Source organism: Alteromonas pelagimontana, from assembly GCF_002499975.2.
Taxonomy (GTDB): domain Bacteria; phylum Pseudomonadota; class Gammaproteobacteria; order Enterobacterales; family Alteromonadaceae; genus Alteromonas; species Alteromonas pelagimontana.
Genome location: NZ_CP052766.1, coordinates 2,024,162 through 2,039,582, shown reverse-complemented (window position 1 = coordinate 2,039,582; position 15,421 = coordinate 2,024,162). Strand labels below are relative to the sequence as shown.

Annotated in this window: 16 protein-coding genes and 1 pseudogene; 7 read left to right on the top strand and 10 right to left on the bottom strand. The window is 45.0% G+C overall.

Translation table 11 applies throughout. The annotated features are described in order from the left end of the window. The first annotated feature begins 2 nt into the window (after positions 1-2). The gene (locus CA267_RS09070) at positions 3-923 is read left to right on the top strand and encodes an ATP F0F1 synthase synthase (RefSeq protein ID WP_232367620.1); all 921 of its coding nucleotides are present in this window, start codon (positions 3-5) and stop codon (positions 921-923) included. On the opposite strand, the gene CA267_RS09065 is transcribed toward CA267_RS09070, so the two are convergent. Then, entirely contained in the window at positions 825-1,919 is a 1,095-nt protein-coding gene (locus CA267_RS09065) for an ISAs1 family transposase (RefSeq protein WP_075607780.1), read from the bottom strand. The genes CA267_RS09070 and CA267_RS09065 overlap by 99 nt on opposite strands. A 173-nt stretch (positions 1,920-2,092) precedes the next feature. On the opposite strand from CA267_RS09065, the pseudogene darT reads away from it, so the two are divergent. The 3 genes and pseudogenes from darT (at position 2,093) to CA267_RS09050 (ending at position 4,220) form a co-directional block, all read left to right on the top strand. After that, a pseudogene (gene darT / locus CA267_RS09060) lies at positions 2,093-2,731 on the top strand (type II toxin-antitoxin system toxin DNA ADP-ribosyl transferase DarT). A 13-nt stretch (positions 2,732-2,744) separates the two neighbouring features. Then, on the top strand, positions 2,745-3,785 hold the full coding sequence (gene darG, locus CA267_RS09055) for a type II toxin-antitoxin system antitoxin DNA ADP-ribosyl glycohydrolase DarG (protein WP_075607781.1): 1,041 nt from the start codon (positions 2,745-2,747) through the stop codon (positions 3,783-3,785). 222 nt (positions 3,786-4,007) lie between these two features. Next, positions 4,008-4,220, top strand: a complete 213-nt coding sequence (locus CA267_RS09050; protein WP_075607782.1) for a hypothetical protein — start codon at positions 4,008-4,010, stop codon at positions 4,218-4,220. Between the two features lie 355 nt (positions 4,221-4,575). On the opposite strand, the gene CA267_RS09045 is transcribed toward CA267_RS09050, so the two are convergent. The 7 genes from CA267_RS09045 to CA267_RS09015 all read right to left on the bottom strand — a co-directional run bounded on the left by CA267_RS09045 (position 4,576) and on the right by CA267_RS09015 (position 11,804). Continuing rightward, complete coding sequence (locus tag CA267_RS09045; protein ID WP_075607783.1) at positions 4,576-5,283, bottom strand: hypothetical protein; 708 nt, start codon at positions 5,281-5,283, stop codon at positions 4,576-4,578. Positions 5,284-5,751: 468 nt separating this feature from the next. After that, the gene (locus CA267_RS09040) at positions 5,752-8,160 is read right to left on the bottom strand and encodes a TOTE conflict system archaeo-eukaryotic primase domain-containing protein (protein ID WP_075607784.1); all 2,409 of its coding nucleotides are present in this window, start codon (positions 8,158-8,160) and stop codon (positions 5,752-5,754) included. 25 nt (positions 8,161-8,185) lie between these two features. Next, the gene (locus CA267_RS09035; RefSeq protein ID WP_170669043.1) at positions 8,186-8,557 is read right to left on the bottom strand and encodes a helix-turn-helix domain-containing protein; all 372 of its coding nucleotides are present in this window, start codon (positions 8,555-8,557) and stop codon (positions 8,186-8,188) included. Positions 8,558-8,588: 31 nt separating this feature from the next. Continuing rightward, a complete protein-coding gene (locus CA267_RS09030) occupies positions 8,589-8,891 on the bottom strand; it encodes a type II toxin-antitoxin system HigB family toxin (RefSeq protein ID WP_075607785.1) in 303 nt (100 codons plus the stop codon). 195 nt (positions 8,892-9,086) lie between these two features. Beyond that, positions 9,087-9,425 carry a hypothetical protein gene (locus CA267_RS09025; RefSeq protein ID WP_075607786.1) on the bottom strand — a complete coding sequence of 113 codons (339 nt, stop codon included), beginning with the start codon at positions 9,423-9,425 and terminating at the stop codon, positions 9,087-9,089. A gap of 1 nt (position 9,426) precedes the next feature. After that, on the bottom strand, positions 9,427-10,677 hold the full coding sequence (locus CA267_RS09020) for a tyrosine-type recombinase/integrase (RefSeq protein ID WP_075607787.1): 1,251 nt from the start codon (positions 10,675-10,677) through the stop codon (positions 9,427-9,429). A gap of 263 nt (positions 10,678-10,940) precedes the next feature. Continuing rightward, the gene (locus CA267_RS09015) at positions 10,941-11,804 is read right to left on the bottom strand and encodes a YicC/YloC family endoribonuclease (protein WP_075607788.1); all 864 of its coding nucleotides are present in this window, start codon (positions 11,802-11,804) and stop codon (positions 10,941-10,943) included. A 306-nt stretch (positions 11,805-12,110) separates the two neighbouring features. Here CA267_RS09015 and rph point away from each other — a divergent pair, with 306 nt between their 5' ends. From rph to tusA, 3 genes are read left to right on the top strand one after another with little or no spacing between them, the layout of a single operon-like run. Beyond that, positions 12,111-12,824: a ribonuclease PH gene (gene rph, locus CA267_RS09010; protein ID WP_075607789.1), complete on the top strand. Its 714-nt coding sequence runs from the start codon at positions 12,111-12,113 to the stop codon at positions 12,822-12,824. A gap of 9 nt (positions 12,825-12,833) precedes the next feature. Further along, positions 12,834-13,475, top strand: coding sequence for an orotate phosphoribosyltransferase (gene pyrE / locus CA267_RS09005; protein WP_075607790.1), 642 nt, complete (start codon positions 12,834-12,836; stop codon positions 13,473-13,475). Further along, complete coding sequence (tusA, locus tag CA267_RS09000; protein WP_075607791.1) at positions 13,465-13,728, top strand: sulfurtransferase TusA; 264 nt, start codon at positions 13,465-13,467, stop codon at positions 13,726-13,728. Before pyrE ends, tusA begins: the two co-directional genes overlap by 11 nt. A 23-nt stretch (positions 13,729-13,751) precedes the next feature. On the opposite strand, the gene CA267_RS08995 is transcribed toward tusA, so the two are convergent. Both CA267_RS08995 and CA267_RS08990 read right to left on the bottom strand, forming a co-directional pair. Next, positions 13,752-14,576, bottom strand: a complete 825-nt coding sequence (locus tag CA267_RS08995) for a DUF1206 domain-containing protein (RefSeq protein WP_075607792.1) — start codon at positions 14,574-14,576, stop codon at positions 13,752-13,754. A gap of 356 nt (positions 14,577-14,932) precedes the next feature. After that, a complete protein-coding gene (locus CA267_RS08990) occupies positions 14,933-15,391 on the bottom strand; it encodes a hypothetical protein (RefSeq protein ID WP_075607793.1) in 459 nt (152 codons plus the stop codon). Positions 15,392-15,421 lie beyond the last annotated feature (30 nt).

Below are 15,421 nucleotides of genomic sequence, written 5' to 3'. Positions count from 1 at the left end.
TGATGGACCATATACTGGCACACATAAAAACAAGAGCAAAAAAACGTATTTTCAAATTGGTTTCTGATCAATCTCTATTTGATACAGTCAAAGTCGATTTAGAAGCCTGTGTTCCATACAACCCAGATCACAACCTCGATGAAGACTCATGGTTCAAAATTGAAGGCTTTAGCAACCAAGCGTTCTGTATTGACCTTTTGAAGAAGATATACGACTCAAAAGATTACGATGATTTAACCAAAGAAAACTTTTCAAAAATTGCCTATTTATTTGCTGTCCAGGGTGAGGATTTTTATTTTCAAAAAATTACTCCAAGCCTTTTTGTTAAGCGTAAAACCCTGGTGTTTGGCGAAGCGGCTGAGCTTGAAAAAAGTCAAACCCGTTTGGTGATAAACGCTTTGCCTGATGCAGTTTATTACAAAGCGTCAGATACCCTGATATTTAAGAATCTCGCTACAATATCGAGCATATTCGTTGGCATAGATGAGCTTTATAAAGAAGCAACAAAAGAAGAAGTTGAGCAATTTTTGGAGGAGCCCTTTATTGAAAAAAGTAATGGCTATAGCGTTGATAAGGTTTCAAAACCGAATCGTAAACGCATTGGTCTTGCTATGAAAACGCTTGAAAATATGTCTCCCGACGATAAAACCAATATGCTTGAATATATCGATGGATACTGCGAGCAAAAACTTAAATTTGATCAACAGAATCAAAAGTTTGAAATCTCAACGGATGAAGACTTGAAATTATTGGTTTACGGCATAGAACAGCGCTTTTACACCACCCCCTTTGGTAACAGGGCGGGATTCTACTTCGCACATTATTTAACCAAAAAGCAACTCTGTTCTGAATTCCGGACTCCACAGAGCAGCTCGTCGTTTCCCTGCGATGCTATCCTTCTTGCCCATATGTTGCCGTATTAAGCTAAGACATGCCCGGTTGAATAACGCCAGGTGTGTAGCACCTGTTGGGTCACCGATCTTAAGCTCGTCTTCTCGAAACACCACATCCAAAACCCAATGCAGTTGATTCTCCACAGCCCAATGATCCCGCACGATACCGGCAGCCTGCTCGGCATTAACGGGCAATGAGCTTGCGTACCAGCGTGATGAGCAAGCAGTGGTGTTTTTCACACACCGTTCGCTAGCGACCTCAATGAAAGTCTGGACATGCGGCCATTTTTGCTTGAGTTCTTTGGGTAATTTGGCCTTCATTTGCATCACAGTACGCTTTTCCTCACGTCCGTGCCCGCGGTTAATCTGCTCGAAAGTGGCCAGTTCCGGATTTTCATACTGTTCGGCGAAACAAGTTTTTACATGCTGACTTAAAGTAGGCTGATTTCCCTTTAACTGGATCACAAAATCGCCTTTACCTTTAATCACCGCTTTCATGGTGTCGGCCTGGCAGTGTAATGCATCCAGTGTGACCACCGCATTGTCCAGTGTGAGTGCGGCAATAACCTGACGCGCCACGTCCCCCTCATGTCCTTTACTGTCTGAGCTCCCTTGATAAAGCGCAACGCCATTACCTACATCAAATGCACTCACCACATGTAGGGCTTTGCTGGCATCGTCGCGCCAGGCTCCGCGCATCGTCTTACCGTCCAACGCAATAACTTGTTTCCCTTGTTGCTTACGCTGGTCGTTAATCCAGCCAAATACAGCTTTCAGCAACACTTGAGTATCCAGCGCCTTGATAATGGTAGCGATACAGTGCCGTCTTGGAATACCATTAGCAAATCCACGATGTTGACGCAGCCATTCAAGCTGTAAGTCGCCAAATTGCTGAATAGACTTCCATCCATCAGCACCGCTGAGCACGGCAGCTAGAGTGAGGAAAATGACATCAATCAGGTCATGCTTTTTATTGATATCGTTGCGGTGGTCGGTGATGATTTCCAAGTGTTTTAATAAGCTCATGTCAGTCTTTAATGAAATGAAAACTGATCTGATCGTACAAATCAACCAGAGTTCCATGGTGCTTATACCAATAGCTGATCAATAAAGCGGTTGCTATACCAAAAAGTTAGGATCCCGCCCTGCTTTGGTAAGGAAAAACGCTGTGCTAATTCTGTCACGACAATGGGGTAGGTATGGTACCAGCTCAACCTAAAATTTATCATATTGTTCATGTAGACAGGCTCGCTTCTATTTTGGCATCTCAAGGATTGTTATGTGATGCCCAAATCATTGCACAAAATGCCATAGGCACAACGATAGGAATGAATACCATCAAGCAGCGCCGTTTAACAGAGTTGACCTTGAGCAGTTATCCTGATTTGTTTGTTGGGCAATGTGTGCCATTTTATTTTTGTCCTCGTTCCATCATGTTGTATGTAATTCATAGAGCTGATAGTGAGGAGTTAGCATATAAAGGCGGGCAAGAGCCAATCATTCATTTACAAGCTGATTTAAATGCAAGTGTTTAATGGGCACGGCAGCAAAATCACCGTTGGGCATTTACTTTATCGAATGCGGGCTCACGTTTTTTTGAAGATAGAAATGATTTAGCGCAGTTGAATGAGCTGGATTGGCAGGCAATTGCTGCAACGCAATGGCAAAATTGCAAAGAGGGAAAACAAGCTGAGTTTTTGATGGAACACAGTTTTCCTTGGCACTTGATAGAAGCTATTGTGGTAAAATCCCCCGCTATTTATCAGCAAGTTGCAAACATCTTGCGAACAGCAGCATTTAAGCCCACACTAACAATAAATTCTAACTGGTATTACTGAGGAGGCCGTAGATATGATTAGAATGACACATGGTGATATTTTACGCGCTGATGCAGAAGCGATAATTAATACTGTTAATTGTGTTGGCGTGATGGGGCGTGGCATAGCACTACAATTTAAAAAGGCGTGGCCAAACAATTTCAATGCTTATGCTCTTGCTTGTAAAAACAAAGACGTACAGCCAGGTAGAATGTTTATTTTTGAAACTGGTCAATTAGCCAATCCTCGTTATATCATTAATTTCCCAACAAAACGCCACTGGCGTGCTGCAAGTCGTATTGAAGATATTGAATCTGGCCTTGTGGCGCTGGTTGATGATATTCAACGGCTTGGAATAAAATCTGTTGCTATTCCACCGCTAGGTGCTGGTTTAGGTGGTTTAGATTGGGCAATTGTGCGTGAAAAAATTGAAGAGGCAATGCAGCCTTTGCGTGATGTGGATGTTTTTCTCTACGAGCCTATAGGTGCGCCTCAAAACGACAAAATAGCAAAACATAAAGCAGTGCCTAACATGACGGCTGGTAGGGCTGTATTAATTGAGTTAGTGCAACGCTATCTAAGAGGTTTGCTTGACCCAACAGTTTCGTTACTTGAAGTTCATAAGCTTTTGTATTTTATGCAAGAAGCAGGTGAGCCATTAAGATTAAAATACGAAAAAGCGCATTATGGCCCTTATGCACAAAATTTGCGGCATGTGCTCAATGCGATTGAAGGGCACTTTATCTCAGGTTATGCCGATGGTGGAGATGCACCTGAAAAAGAGTTACAGCTAGTGCCAGGCGCTATAGAAGATGCGCAGGAGTTTCTTACTCAACACCCTGACACTCGAACACGATTTGAGAAAGTGTCGCAGTTAGTTGAAGGTTTTGAGTCCCCACAAGGCTTAGAACTTTTGGCAACGGTGCATTGGTTAAGTAAACATGAGCAAGTACAAAGCACCGAAGAAATTGTACAAAAGGTGCACTCATGGAATTCACGCAAACAAATGTTTACTGCAAGGCAAATTGCGATTGCAGAGCAGGTGTTAACAAACCAAAGCTGGATAACTGCTTAGTTAATAAATAACGCAACTATTCGGAAATTCCAGATAGTTTATTTTTACTTTGTCTGGTTCCTTTTTTCTGTTAATTCTAAGAGCAGTACTCCGACAGTTCGAGTTTGTTTTTTGGCTGTGAGCCGCAGGGTATTGCTACCGACATGAATGTCGGTAGCAATATGTTATTCAGAGTGCTTTCCGTTTTCTAGCTGTTAGTCGAAGCAGTGGGGATGATTTGTTATGAATACTCGAACCTGTTCAATTTGCGAGATGGGCCAACTCATCCTGCATACTGAAAAGATTACGGTTGAGCATTTGGGTCAACATGGCCAAATTGAAAGCCAGTATTCAATGTGTGATTACTGTAATAGTGAACAGGCAGGTGCAGATGAAGCTCGTTTTAATAAGCTAGCCATGAATGCCTTTAAAAAGCAGGTGCTTAAAACAGTCTGATACTTAAAAAGGTGTGAGTGATGGCGAGTGTGTGACTCAACGGGCAAAATGGCAGTTGTTCGGTTATTCCGAACAACTGCTAAGTAAAAAGTGACATCAAATAATATCGCGCTATTTGGCGCTTTTGATATTAAAATCGCGTCAACAACACCCCTCCCGCTACCCGTTAGATCAGCGCCCTGTGAGGGGTTACTCGTTTCTGGGGCTTGTGATTTCGAGTAGTTTGTAAGAGATAGGCCCCAGTCTTAACGGCGACTGAGGCGCAGCCACGAGCCAAAACACTAGGTAAAGGCTCAACCAGCTTTAAAGAGCTTGAGTGAAATTGTGGTTTTCATCATAACAAATATCAAGCTATTTAGCCTTGTTGTTGAGTTTCCTTCTTGTCGTTAACAAAGCATTTGTTCGTAATCCACACATCATTCTCCGGCCCACAAAGGTGGTGCAGCAGCGCTAGGTTTAACTGGTGACTGATCACGTTGGCGTTTCGTTTTTGGCTTTCTTTTCTTAAACCGCTCACTAATAACCCCGTGCACGATTTTCCTATTTGTTCTGGCGTACTGGGCAGGCAAAATGCGCGGTTTTGCTGTTTGGGGTGCAAGGTAGCGCGCTTTCCTGTTTTAGACAAAGGCGTGATGCACCAAAAGATACAGGCGTTGGCTGGTGTGTTTGCTTGCAATGTTCTGGTTTGTATTGTGCCGTTCATATATACCGGTAAAAAATGTGCCGGTAACAAATGAGCTGGCAGCAAAACTAGCCCGCCTTGCGCATGGCCATCAACCTCAGGTAAAGGTAGCCAATACAGGTTTGGCCATTGCTCGGGGCTTTGCCATTTTTCTACGATCACTTGTGCGCCAATGCTATTTAGCCATTGGTGAATCGGGCAGCCTGGGTGTGCTTGTTTAACGCGTGGTAACTGAAAGGTCAGCCAGCGGGTTAAGCGTTCGGCGGCATTATCGCACTGGCTTAATGCTGGGTAGAGGGTAAACGCGCCATGCCCAACTAGTAAATCGACCACCTGCTTTATCCATTCTCTATCCCAATTGTTACCACTTGCCCATAACACGTCACTTATCACCTTGTTGGTTTTTCATGCCGTCTATTTTCAGTGGTCGGGTACAGACTCGGTGGTGAAATAGATGAAAGAAATGGCTATCAAACTAACCAGTCAAATCGGTTTTTTATGATGACCTGTATGCGGCTAACTGTTTGATATACGTAGTCCAATACGGCGCTGTTTGGCGGCATTTGGCTAGTGAAAAAAATCGAGACGCCAAACGATCGTTTGCATTCTGGGTTTAAAAAATCAAACGGTTTGTACTTTGATGCCGAGGTTGGTTTAGGGTGCAAAAAGTGCTAAACCTTGCGTTGCGCCAGTAGCTGCAATGCTTAGCAGTGTTGGATTTCAATCGAGAAGCCAAACAGTAAATGGGCTAATTTCCCTGTTTGGCGTTTCGATCCAAAAGCCAAACGGATAGTGGTTTTGGCGTATGGGTATAAAGGCATGGGGAAGTGTTTAATGAAGTGCTGCTGTTTATTTTGGCTTGGTATTTGATGAATGGACGTTTTCTAACTTCAGTGAAGGTTGCTTGTTACTGTTGTCATCAATGTACTCAAGGGCATACCCCATTGCCTTGTAGCTTTTCTCGCGTTTTTTAAACATGCGTTGCAGCATAGGGAGGGCGCAGTCCACATAGTCGTGAATGGTCACTTGTGTTTTTCCTTCCGATTCACGATGAATACGACCGGCATATTGGGCCAATGTGCCTTTCCATGCGATTGGCATGGCCAAAAACAACGTATCCAGTCTTGGTAGGTCAAATCCTTCGCCTACATATTTTCCTGTTGCGACGACAACTTGAGCCGATTGCAGATGATTGTCAGCGTTCTTGCGTTCCGCAGCTTTCATGGCGCCTTTAAGTACGACAGTGCTTATACCCATTTCGGTAAGTCGTGAGTGTATGGATTCTGCGTGCTCTCTACGCTCTGTAAGGACTAACGGGTGTCCGCCATTTTGAACACACTCGTAGGCGTCTGAGACGATTTTTGACGTGCGCTGTTCGTTATCGACGAGCCAGCGGTAGGCATCGCTTATTTTTGGACGCTCACCTGTTGTTAATAGCTCTGCTGACGGTACATCGTAGAGCTGATGAATCATCACGGTTTGAGTAAATTGCTCATCAGGGCTTTGTTTCACTTTGTAGCGAATTGGCCCTGCTGTCATAAAAATGATCTTTTGATGACCATCTTGTCGTTCTGGTGTTGCTGTTAGGCCCAATACATATTTTGCTCTTACCTCGTTGAGTACCATTTCAAACCTAGGCGCAGATAGATGGTGGCATTCGTCAACAATAATGTGGCCGTAGTCTTGGATGAAAGGCGTGATGGAATTGTCTTTTTTATTAACCAAACTTTGGTAGGTGGCAATGTCGATAATGCCACTCGGCTTTCTTTTACCCCCGCCTATACTGCCAATGGTTACTTCGGGTAGGAACGTGCGCAAGCGCTCTTGCCACTGTTCAAGCAGCTGTCGGCTATGAACCAGTATGAGGGTATTTACTTTGCGTTTTACGATCATACCAATGGCTGTAACCGTTTTTCCAAATGCGGTCGGCGCATGCAAAATACCGAAGTCATGTTTGGTTATTGCGGCCACTGCGTCCCGCTGATTCTTTCGCAAAGTGAACTCAGGGGTAAGTTTTAATAATGGTTTGCCGTTTTCACGCTTATCGTCAAATAGTGGCGAAATATTGTGCTCTTGTAGCAAAGCAATCGCGTCATCGAGACAGCCTCGCGGTAGTGCTAGATAACCGTTTTCAATACGAGCACAGGAAATAAACCTCGGAATGCCATGGGTTGAAAAGCGCAACGCTTGTGTTTTAAAAAACACAGGATTAGAAAAACTCGCTAATCGCTTTAGTCCTGCCAGTAGTGGCCCAGGTAACTCGCTCATCAAAAAGTAGATATGGTTGGCCAAGGTAATAGTCACGTTTTTCGGCAAAGACTCTAATTTTATTGGTGTGGCTTTGGCTGTGATTTCCCAAGGTGGGCGGTTATCTGTTAGCCCTTGTTCGGACAGTAATAGGGTGTTGGGTGAAATGGTTGTTATGAGTTGATCAATACTCGATTGCGTGAGCGTTTTAAGCTCAGCAAGGTACTGCCATTGATCGTCAATCGCATTCAGGTCACTGTCAACAAAGCAACTACGGCCTGAAAGGCGAGCTTCCTTTTGAAGTGGTAGCGCAATGAGATTACCAAAACCGCCTTCAGGAAGGACATCTTGGTTAGGAAAGAGCCTGTCATAGGAGTCAAACGAAAGATTTGGAAATATTTCCATGGCTTTATCAAGCAAAGCGAAACCCAGTGCCCGAGCCTGGTTAGCGGGGATATTGGTGTCAAAAAAGATCCATAAGTGTGCCCCGTTGCCAGAGCGCGAGATTTCTATCGCGTGCGGAATATCAAACTCTTGGCATGCTTTAGACATTGCTTTGACTTCTTCTTGCCAACAGCCTTTGTCAAAATCGGCTGCCAACAAATAGCACGAATTATCTTTAAGTAGTGGATATAGACCAACCACTTGATGACCGGTAAGGTGCCTGTAAATAATGTGCTCGTTTAATTCGCTAAACTTTCGGTGTGAACAGTCTTGGCATTTAATGCGGGGTTTGTTGCATAGTCCACTTACCCACTCATTATCACAAGCTACGGAATAGCCACTGCGACCCTGTTGGTTTTGCCAACGATTGGCAAAGATATCCTCTCGTCCACGAAATCGTTGTCTGAATAGGGTGACCTTTTGTTCTGGCGTGAATGTCTGTACTGAACGCTCGTTTTGAGCGCTACGCAAAGCCTCTCTTAATGCGAGAAGCTGCTGCTTTTCGTTTTCAAGCTCAGCTAGCCTGTGATCAATAGCAGAAATGTTTGGGTAGCGAGCGTCATTCATAACAAACTAATTTTGATTCGAAGCACTATGAAGCGCGAACTTGCGGTGGCTTGATCAGCGACTCTGCTGGAATACCTAACCCTTCATGAAGTTTCCAAATCATTTTTAGCGTGAGTGATCGCTTATGGTTTAGGATTTCATAAACACGATTGCTTTTACCTATCATGGGTTCAAGATCTTTAACCGTTAAGCCTTTGCGCTCCATCTCAAACTTTATTGCCTCAACAGGGTCTGGCAAATCCATTGGAAAATGCTTTGCTTCGTAGGCCTCGACTAACGTAACCAAAATGTCCAGCTTTTCACCTTCAACGGTATCTGGCTCCGACATCATTAGGTTTTCGATGTCGTTTAATGCCGCGCGGTAGTCGGCATCTGTTTTAATAGGTCTGATGTCCATTATATTTACCTCTTGTTACTACCTTTTGGCTTTAAATCGTTTGCACATCAATTTGATCGTATTGTGCATGGCTGCCGATAAACCGTATGTAAACCACCTTGTAGGCATAATTGATCCAAACGACTAATCGGTATTTATTACCGGCAATGTTAAACACGACACGCCCATCTTTGAGGATACTGGCATTTCCAAAGTCCTGTTTCACATCCGCCGGTGATCCCCAATCAGCGTTTAATGCATGCCTATACCACGCTAAAGTTGGCTCTTTAGCGTCGATGTATTCTGGGCTGTCTTCCCAAAATGTTTTTAAGGTTGATAGTGCGATAATTCTCATAAACAGATGTTAGTCCCAAATTGGGACTTTTGCAAGTTTGGTATTCTTGATGCGGTTAGGAGTTGTTACCGCATCCCCAACTGCCCCATTCCTTGGGGCGGTTCAAATCCCTCTTATTCACCGTCTAAAGCTTGTGTTATCCAGTGTTGCCCCATTGCCCCAACTGCCCACAGTAAGTGAGCAAATGGGGGCTTGCTAGTTTCGCCTGATTGGCTTTTTTGGCATACGGCTGCGTTTGCCATCGAAGAACGCCAATACTCTGAACCAATAGAGGGATTCTTCATAACCTAGGCTATACGTTGGGCGTGCAGGCGGGATGAGTCCAAGTTTACGTCCTAGGCTGACAATCACGTAGAACGTGAGTTTTAGCGTCAGCCACGGGGCGAGAACCACCAATGTCGTCAGGCAATGCCGGGTAAGTGCGTGGCCTACGCCATGAGATTGTTCGAGTAGGGCAATGCCAATACACCAGCCAAGTCCTGCCAGCATGGCTATTGGAAAGGTAATGGGGGCGAGTCGCATCATAAATTGCATGTTAATGCCCTCCTGTGTTGTGCTGTGAAGGGGGCTCAAAGTTCACCAGTGGTTCGATCACATCAGCCACGGTTTGATGGGCAATACGGCGCTCTTCAAAGTAATCGTGGCGGTCGTAGATGCCCTCAACGCCTTTTAGCTTATGGTTAAGACAGCGTTCGGCCACGTTGCCTGCAATGCCTAAAGATGCAGCAAGACTGCGAAAGGTGCGGCGTAAATCGTGTACGGTAAAGTGTTCAAGTTTGCCCATTTTATTGGGTGGCTGCTTTTTGCGCCCAGGCTCGCGACCAAACAACTTAGAAATGGCGCGGTTCAGCGTATCTGGCCCCATATGTGGACGGTGGCTTGCTCGTCTGGCTGGGAAAACATAAGGCGATCCACAAGCACGGATTTGCAGCTCGTTAAACCAGGTAATGGCTTGGCGCGGTAAGGGGATGCTGATTGGTACGCCGGTTTTACTGCGTTCTTTGGGTAGATCCCATACGCCCGTGGTTAAATCCATTTCACGCCACATGGCTTCGCACAATTCGCTTTTGCGCACACCCAACACCAAAAACAGGCAGCAAGCGAGGTAGTTGTCGCGGCCAAAGCTATTGATATGGGTATGAAACACGCTGAAGGCGTAGTGAATTTCCTCTTTGCTGAGCATCCTGTCTTTACTGGACTCCACGCCACCGGCATCGTCCACGGTAAATGCTGCGGCTGGGTTGTTCAGCGTTAAGTCGAGCTTTATCGCATGTCGAAACAGCTGCTTCATGTACATCAAGGTATCGTTGGCAATGGTAGGGCGGTTACTTTCTCGAATGCGCTCTAATACTTCGCGCACGTCGCGTGCGGTCACCTCAGCAATACACTTAATGCCAATGACTGGGCTTATGTCTTTGGTGTAAACCCGATACGGGATCTTGGGATGCTTCAGTCGTCGACTCAGGTCTGTTCGATACCAGTCATGGAACAGTTGATCCACGGTTTCAATCTCAGGTAACTCGATTTTCTGTTTTTCCAGAAGAGGATCTATACCGTCACGTACTTCCTTTCGAAAGTATGCGGCGGCAATTCTGGCGTCTGCCAACGACATTAAAGGAAATTGCCCCAAGGTTGCTTCTCGTCTTCCTTTGGCTGTGGTGTAGCGGATCATCCAATAAGGCGAGCCTTGTTTGCGGACGCAAAAGTATAGCCCTTCACCGTCTGAGTATTTTTTTGGTTCGGCTTTGCTGTATGCAATAACCTGTTTTGCTGTGAGTTTTCCCATGTTTACTCCATAGTTGCTGAAATAATGGAGGGGGCAATAATGGCTGCCCACCACCGATTTGCTTATTGAATCAGCAGCTAACCTGTTGTGGTGGCGAGTTAAATGCGAGAATTAGGCAACTTACTGCCCACCATTTTGCCCACCACTTAAACAGCAACTGGTAACGGACATCTGCAAACCAATTTGGACGGGAAAAATAAAAAAGCCCTGTATTTACAAGCAAATAACAGGGCTTTTAAGACATTCTTGGACGGGTGAAAAAACTATTCGATGTTTTGAATCTGCTCGCGCATCTGCTCTATCAATACTTTCATTTCTACAGCAGACTGAGTTATCTCGGTGCTAATGGATTTTGATCCTAACGTGTTGGATTCACGGTTAAATTCCTGCATCATAAAATCCAGGCGGCGGCCGCATGCACCACCTTTTTTTAGAATGTTTCGGGTTTCTGACACATGCGATTTTAAGCGATCAAGTTCTTCAGCTACATCGATTTTTTGCGCCAGCAGAATCATTTCCTGCTCTACACGATTTGCCTCCAATTCTATTTTTGCTTCCTCGAAGCGATTTTGAATACGTTCGCGCTGCCAGGTAATTATTGTGGGCATTTTTTCTGATACTTTTGCCACTTCAGCTTCAATGCCATCTAATCGCTGTTCGATAAGGGTTTTCAGTGTAGCGCCTTCTGCCGCTCGAGCTTCGATAAATTGATTTACAGTGTCATCAAATGCTTCTAGTAAATCAGATTGGACGGCATCCATATCGGCTTCTTCCGCGGCTATTACACCCGGCCAACGTAATACGTCTAACGGATTTACACCGGTAGACTGGCCGTGCGATTGTACCCAATCAGCAGCGTGTAAAACCTGCTTCGCCAAATTTTCATTTAGCGTGAGTGTGGAGGTAGCGGTATCGCTGGCGGTAAAACGCAGAGCGCACTCCACTTTGCCTCGTTGCAGCCTTTTGCGAAACCGCTCCCGTAAAACCGGCTCCAAGGAGCGAAACTGTTCGGGCAAGCGAAAGTAAGTTTCCAGAAACCGTTGATTGACGGAGCGTACTTCCCAAACGGCTGAACCCCAATCTTTCTTTACTTCGCTGCGCGCAAACGCGGTCATACTGTAGATCATTTGATTTTCCAATAATTGTATGTGGAACGGCTAAAACACAGTTATCCATACTACCTTATCTAAATAGCGATAGCGTAGGCTTTCGGATTATCTTCATTTGTAACCTATCATAGCTTCAGTGAAAACAGATCCCCTGACGTCTTTTCAATTGCTTCATCTGTTTACAAGCGTAGGTGAGATAATTAAAAATGATAGAATCCTCTGGTGGATTGCGCTGATGTAATTCAACTTAACCTGTCAAGTGCGCTATACTTGCGCCTAATTTTTCCCGCGCAGCAAAAGCATAATCTAAATCAGGAGATCTCCATGCGTCCAAGCGGCAGAACTGCCAGTCAAATTCGTCCGGTTACCATTACTCGCAACTTTACCTGTCATGCTGAAGGATCGGTGTTAGTGGAGTTTGGTAATACAAAAGTGTTGTGTAACGCCACCGTTGAAGAAGGCGTCCCGCGCTTTATGAAAGGGCAAGGTAAAGGCTGGATAACTGCAGAGTACAGCATGCTGCCTCGGGCCACGCATACCCGCAGCCAGCGTGAAGCTGCAAGAGGCAAACAAGGTGGAAGAACATTAGAGATTCAGCGCCTAATCGCGCGGTCACTGCGTGCAGCGGTAGATTTAAAAATGCTGGGTGAAAACACAATTACTTTAGATTGCGATGTTATTCAAGCCGACGGTGGCACGCGAACCGCTTCCATTACCGGTGCCTGTGTCGCGATGGTGGACGCGCTAACATATATGCGCGCTAAAGGCATTTTAAAAACGAATCCCCTCAAGCATATGGTTGCAGCGTTGTCTGTGGGTATTTACAAAGGAACGCCAATTGCCGATTTGGAATATATTGAAGATTCGGTAGCAGACACTGATATGAACGTGGTTATGACAGAAACTGGCCATCTGATTGAAGTGCAAGGCACAGCGGAAGCTGAACCTTTTTCCTTCGACGAAATGAACGAAATGTTAGAAATTGCCAGACAAGGGCTACGGGAGCTGTTTGACATCCAGAAAGCTGCACTGGCGTAGGGAGAATTAATGAAGGATTTCCAACGTGAATTTATAGAATTTGCTATTGCCCGTGAGGTGTTGAAGTTTGGTGAATTCACTTTAAAATCCGGCCGCAAAAGCCCGTATTTTTTTAATGCGGGTTTGTTTAATCGTGGCGGTGATCTGGCGAAGCTGGGGCGTTATTACGCCGCTGCGTTGATGGATTCAGGGATAGCTTTTGATGTATTATTTGGTCCGGCTTATAAAGGTATTCCTATTGCCACTACTACAGCCGTTGCACTAGCTGATCAATATGCCGTGGATACGCCATATTGCTTTAATCGCAAAGAAGCGAAAACTCACGGCGAAGGCGGAAACTTGGTAGGAAGCCCTCTCGCTGGACGGGTGATGCTGGTAGATGATGTAATTACCGCAGGTACGGCTATTCGTGAATCAATGGCTTTAATTGAAAAAAATGAAGCGTCATTGGCGGGCGTGCTTATCGCACTTGATCGCCAGGAACGGGGTCAAGGTAACCTTTCTGCTATTCAGGAAGTGGAACGAGATTTTAATACACAAGTGGTGTCGATTGTTTCATTAGCAGATGTCGTTGCCTACCTGCAAGAATCGGACAGTCATCGAGATGCTATCTCAGCTATCAATCGCTACAGAGAAAACTATGGCATCTGATGCCTCAAACTCGGAAGCGTTTGCACATGCCAACTATCAGCTTGATGCAATGGGCCTACGATGTCCGGAGCCGGTGATGATGGTAAGACTAAAAGTCCGCAAAATGGAAGAGGGAGAGACAGTATGCGTCACTGCTGATGACCCTTCCACTGCCAGAGATATTGCCAGCTTTTGCCGCTTTATGCAGCACACATTGATTAGCGCACAGACTGACAATATTCCCTATCAATACTTAATTAGAAAAGGCCTGTGAGGCCTTTCTTTTTTAACCTGCTCTCACGTTGCAGAAGAGGACTTTTGCGTTCGTCGATAAAGCGTCTCGAATCCGCAAAAAACACCGAATAAAATGATACCCGCGCCTACTGCGCCTAGGATCCATTGACCAAAGGTTTGCTCGATAATAACCGAAAAGGCTTTTTTCAGCCCGCCAGCTTTATCTGGGTCAGCAGTCATTGCAGAGTGAATAAAAAAACCGCCTACTAATACGTAAATTATGCCTCTGGCTAAAAATCCTAATCTTCCGGCTAATTTACTCGCTTTTTTCTCTTTTTCTGACATATCAGACAACACAAATTTATCCATAAAATCGGCTTTAGCCGCGTGTTTGAACTGAATAAAGGAAAAAAACACCACAATCGCGCCAAGTGCAGCCACCAGCCACACCCCCCAAGATTGCTGCATTAATGTCTGCGAGACCTGTTGACTACTGTCTCCACCACCTTCTGACTGTGAAGACGACCCTTGCAAAACCTTAAACGCCGCAAAAGCTCCAAAGGCGTAGATTAGCCCAGAGATAAAATAGAATATTCGCATAATGACATCTTTGCTGTTAGACATGTCGAGTCCTTCGGTGTTCAGCATTGTCTGGATCCAGCGCCAAAACACGTAACAAACCATGCCAATAATGACTCCTGCCAGTAAAAACCAGCCGAAGGGCTGTTGCAGGATTTTTTGAAACACATCTTTCTGGCTAGGCATATCGCTTCGAAATGCAGCAAAAGCGTATTGAATAACAAATATGCCAAGTAAACAGTAAACTATCGTTTTAGCGCCATACCCAGTTCTGGCGATATATTTTATCCACTGGCTGTACTTTTGCATTGTCGAATACCTTTTTTGTTAGAAAAATCTTCCTTTGATAAGGACAGGCGTCAGATTAATCAACTAACTCGTTCTGACGCCATAGGTTTTTGGTACGACATTTTTCCAGATTTGTATCTTTATGGCTGTAGCTTCAGGAAAAGCGCAGTTTATTATCTTGATGAGAACTACTTGTTACTGGTGATCGCTTGAAGAAGAAGCCGCTGCAGAAGCGCCTTTTCTTCAGCATTTTGGCAGTGGACGTCACTTATATGCAGCTCCTGGCAACGCAATATACGTTTCAGGGCGGAAATTTTAACCTCAAGTTTAATATAGCGTTGCTGATCAACCTCTCGTAGTTGCATGGTTACGACCCGTTAATGCACTGCTGTAGAAGGCATTGTCTGCTGTTCAAAATGGACAGACCCTTCGTAGAGAGAGTGAATAATTGCTTGTATCAAGCGGCTAATGGTGGGCTGGGTGAAAAATAGCGGAGAAAGAGCCATTAATTGCTCTTGCGCTTTACCTAACAGGTCCAGAGCGGGGATTAGGTTACCTGTGACTACATAACTTTGTGCAAGATAAATTGCCAAGGCGCCATAAGCGACAAAATCTTCACTGGTTTTTTTTACGTCCGCCATAAGTTCCTGTGGAGAAAGAATGACAGCGTGAGCTATTTCAAAAGCTTGCCCGCTTGCATCCTGTGCTTGCCGAAAATTGCCTTCCGCTTGCAGCTGTTGCGCTTGTTCCTGCACTTTTAGCCGATGTATTCGTGCTTCATTCGGATGAAGTTGTAACCATTTCCAATAACCAGGACATAAAAATGTTGTTTTCATCGCTTGCACCTCCTGATATCTAAACTAATG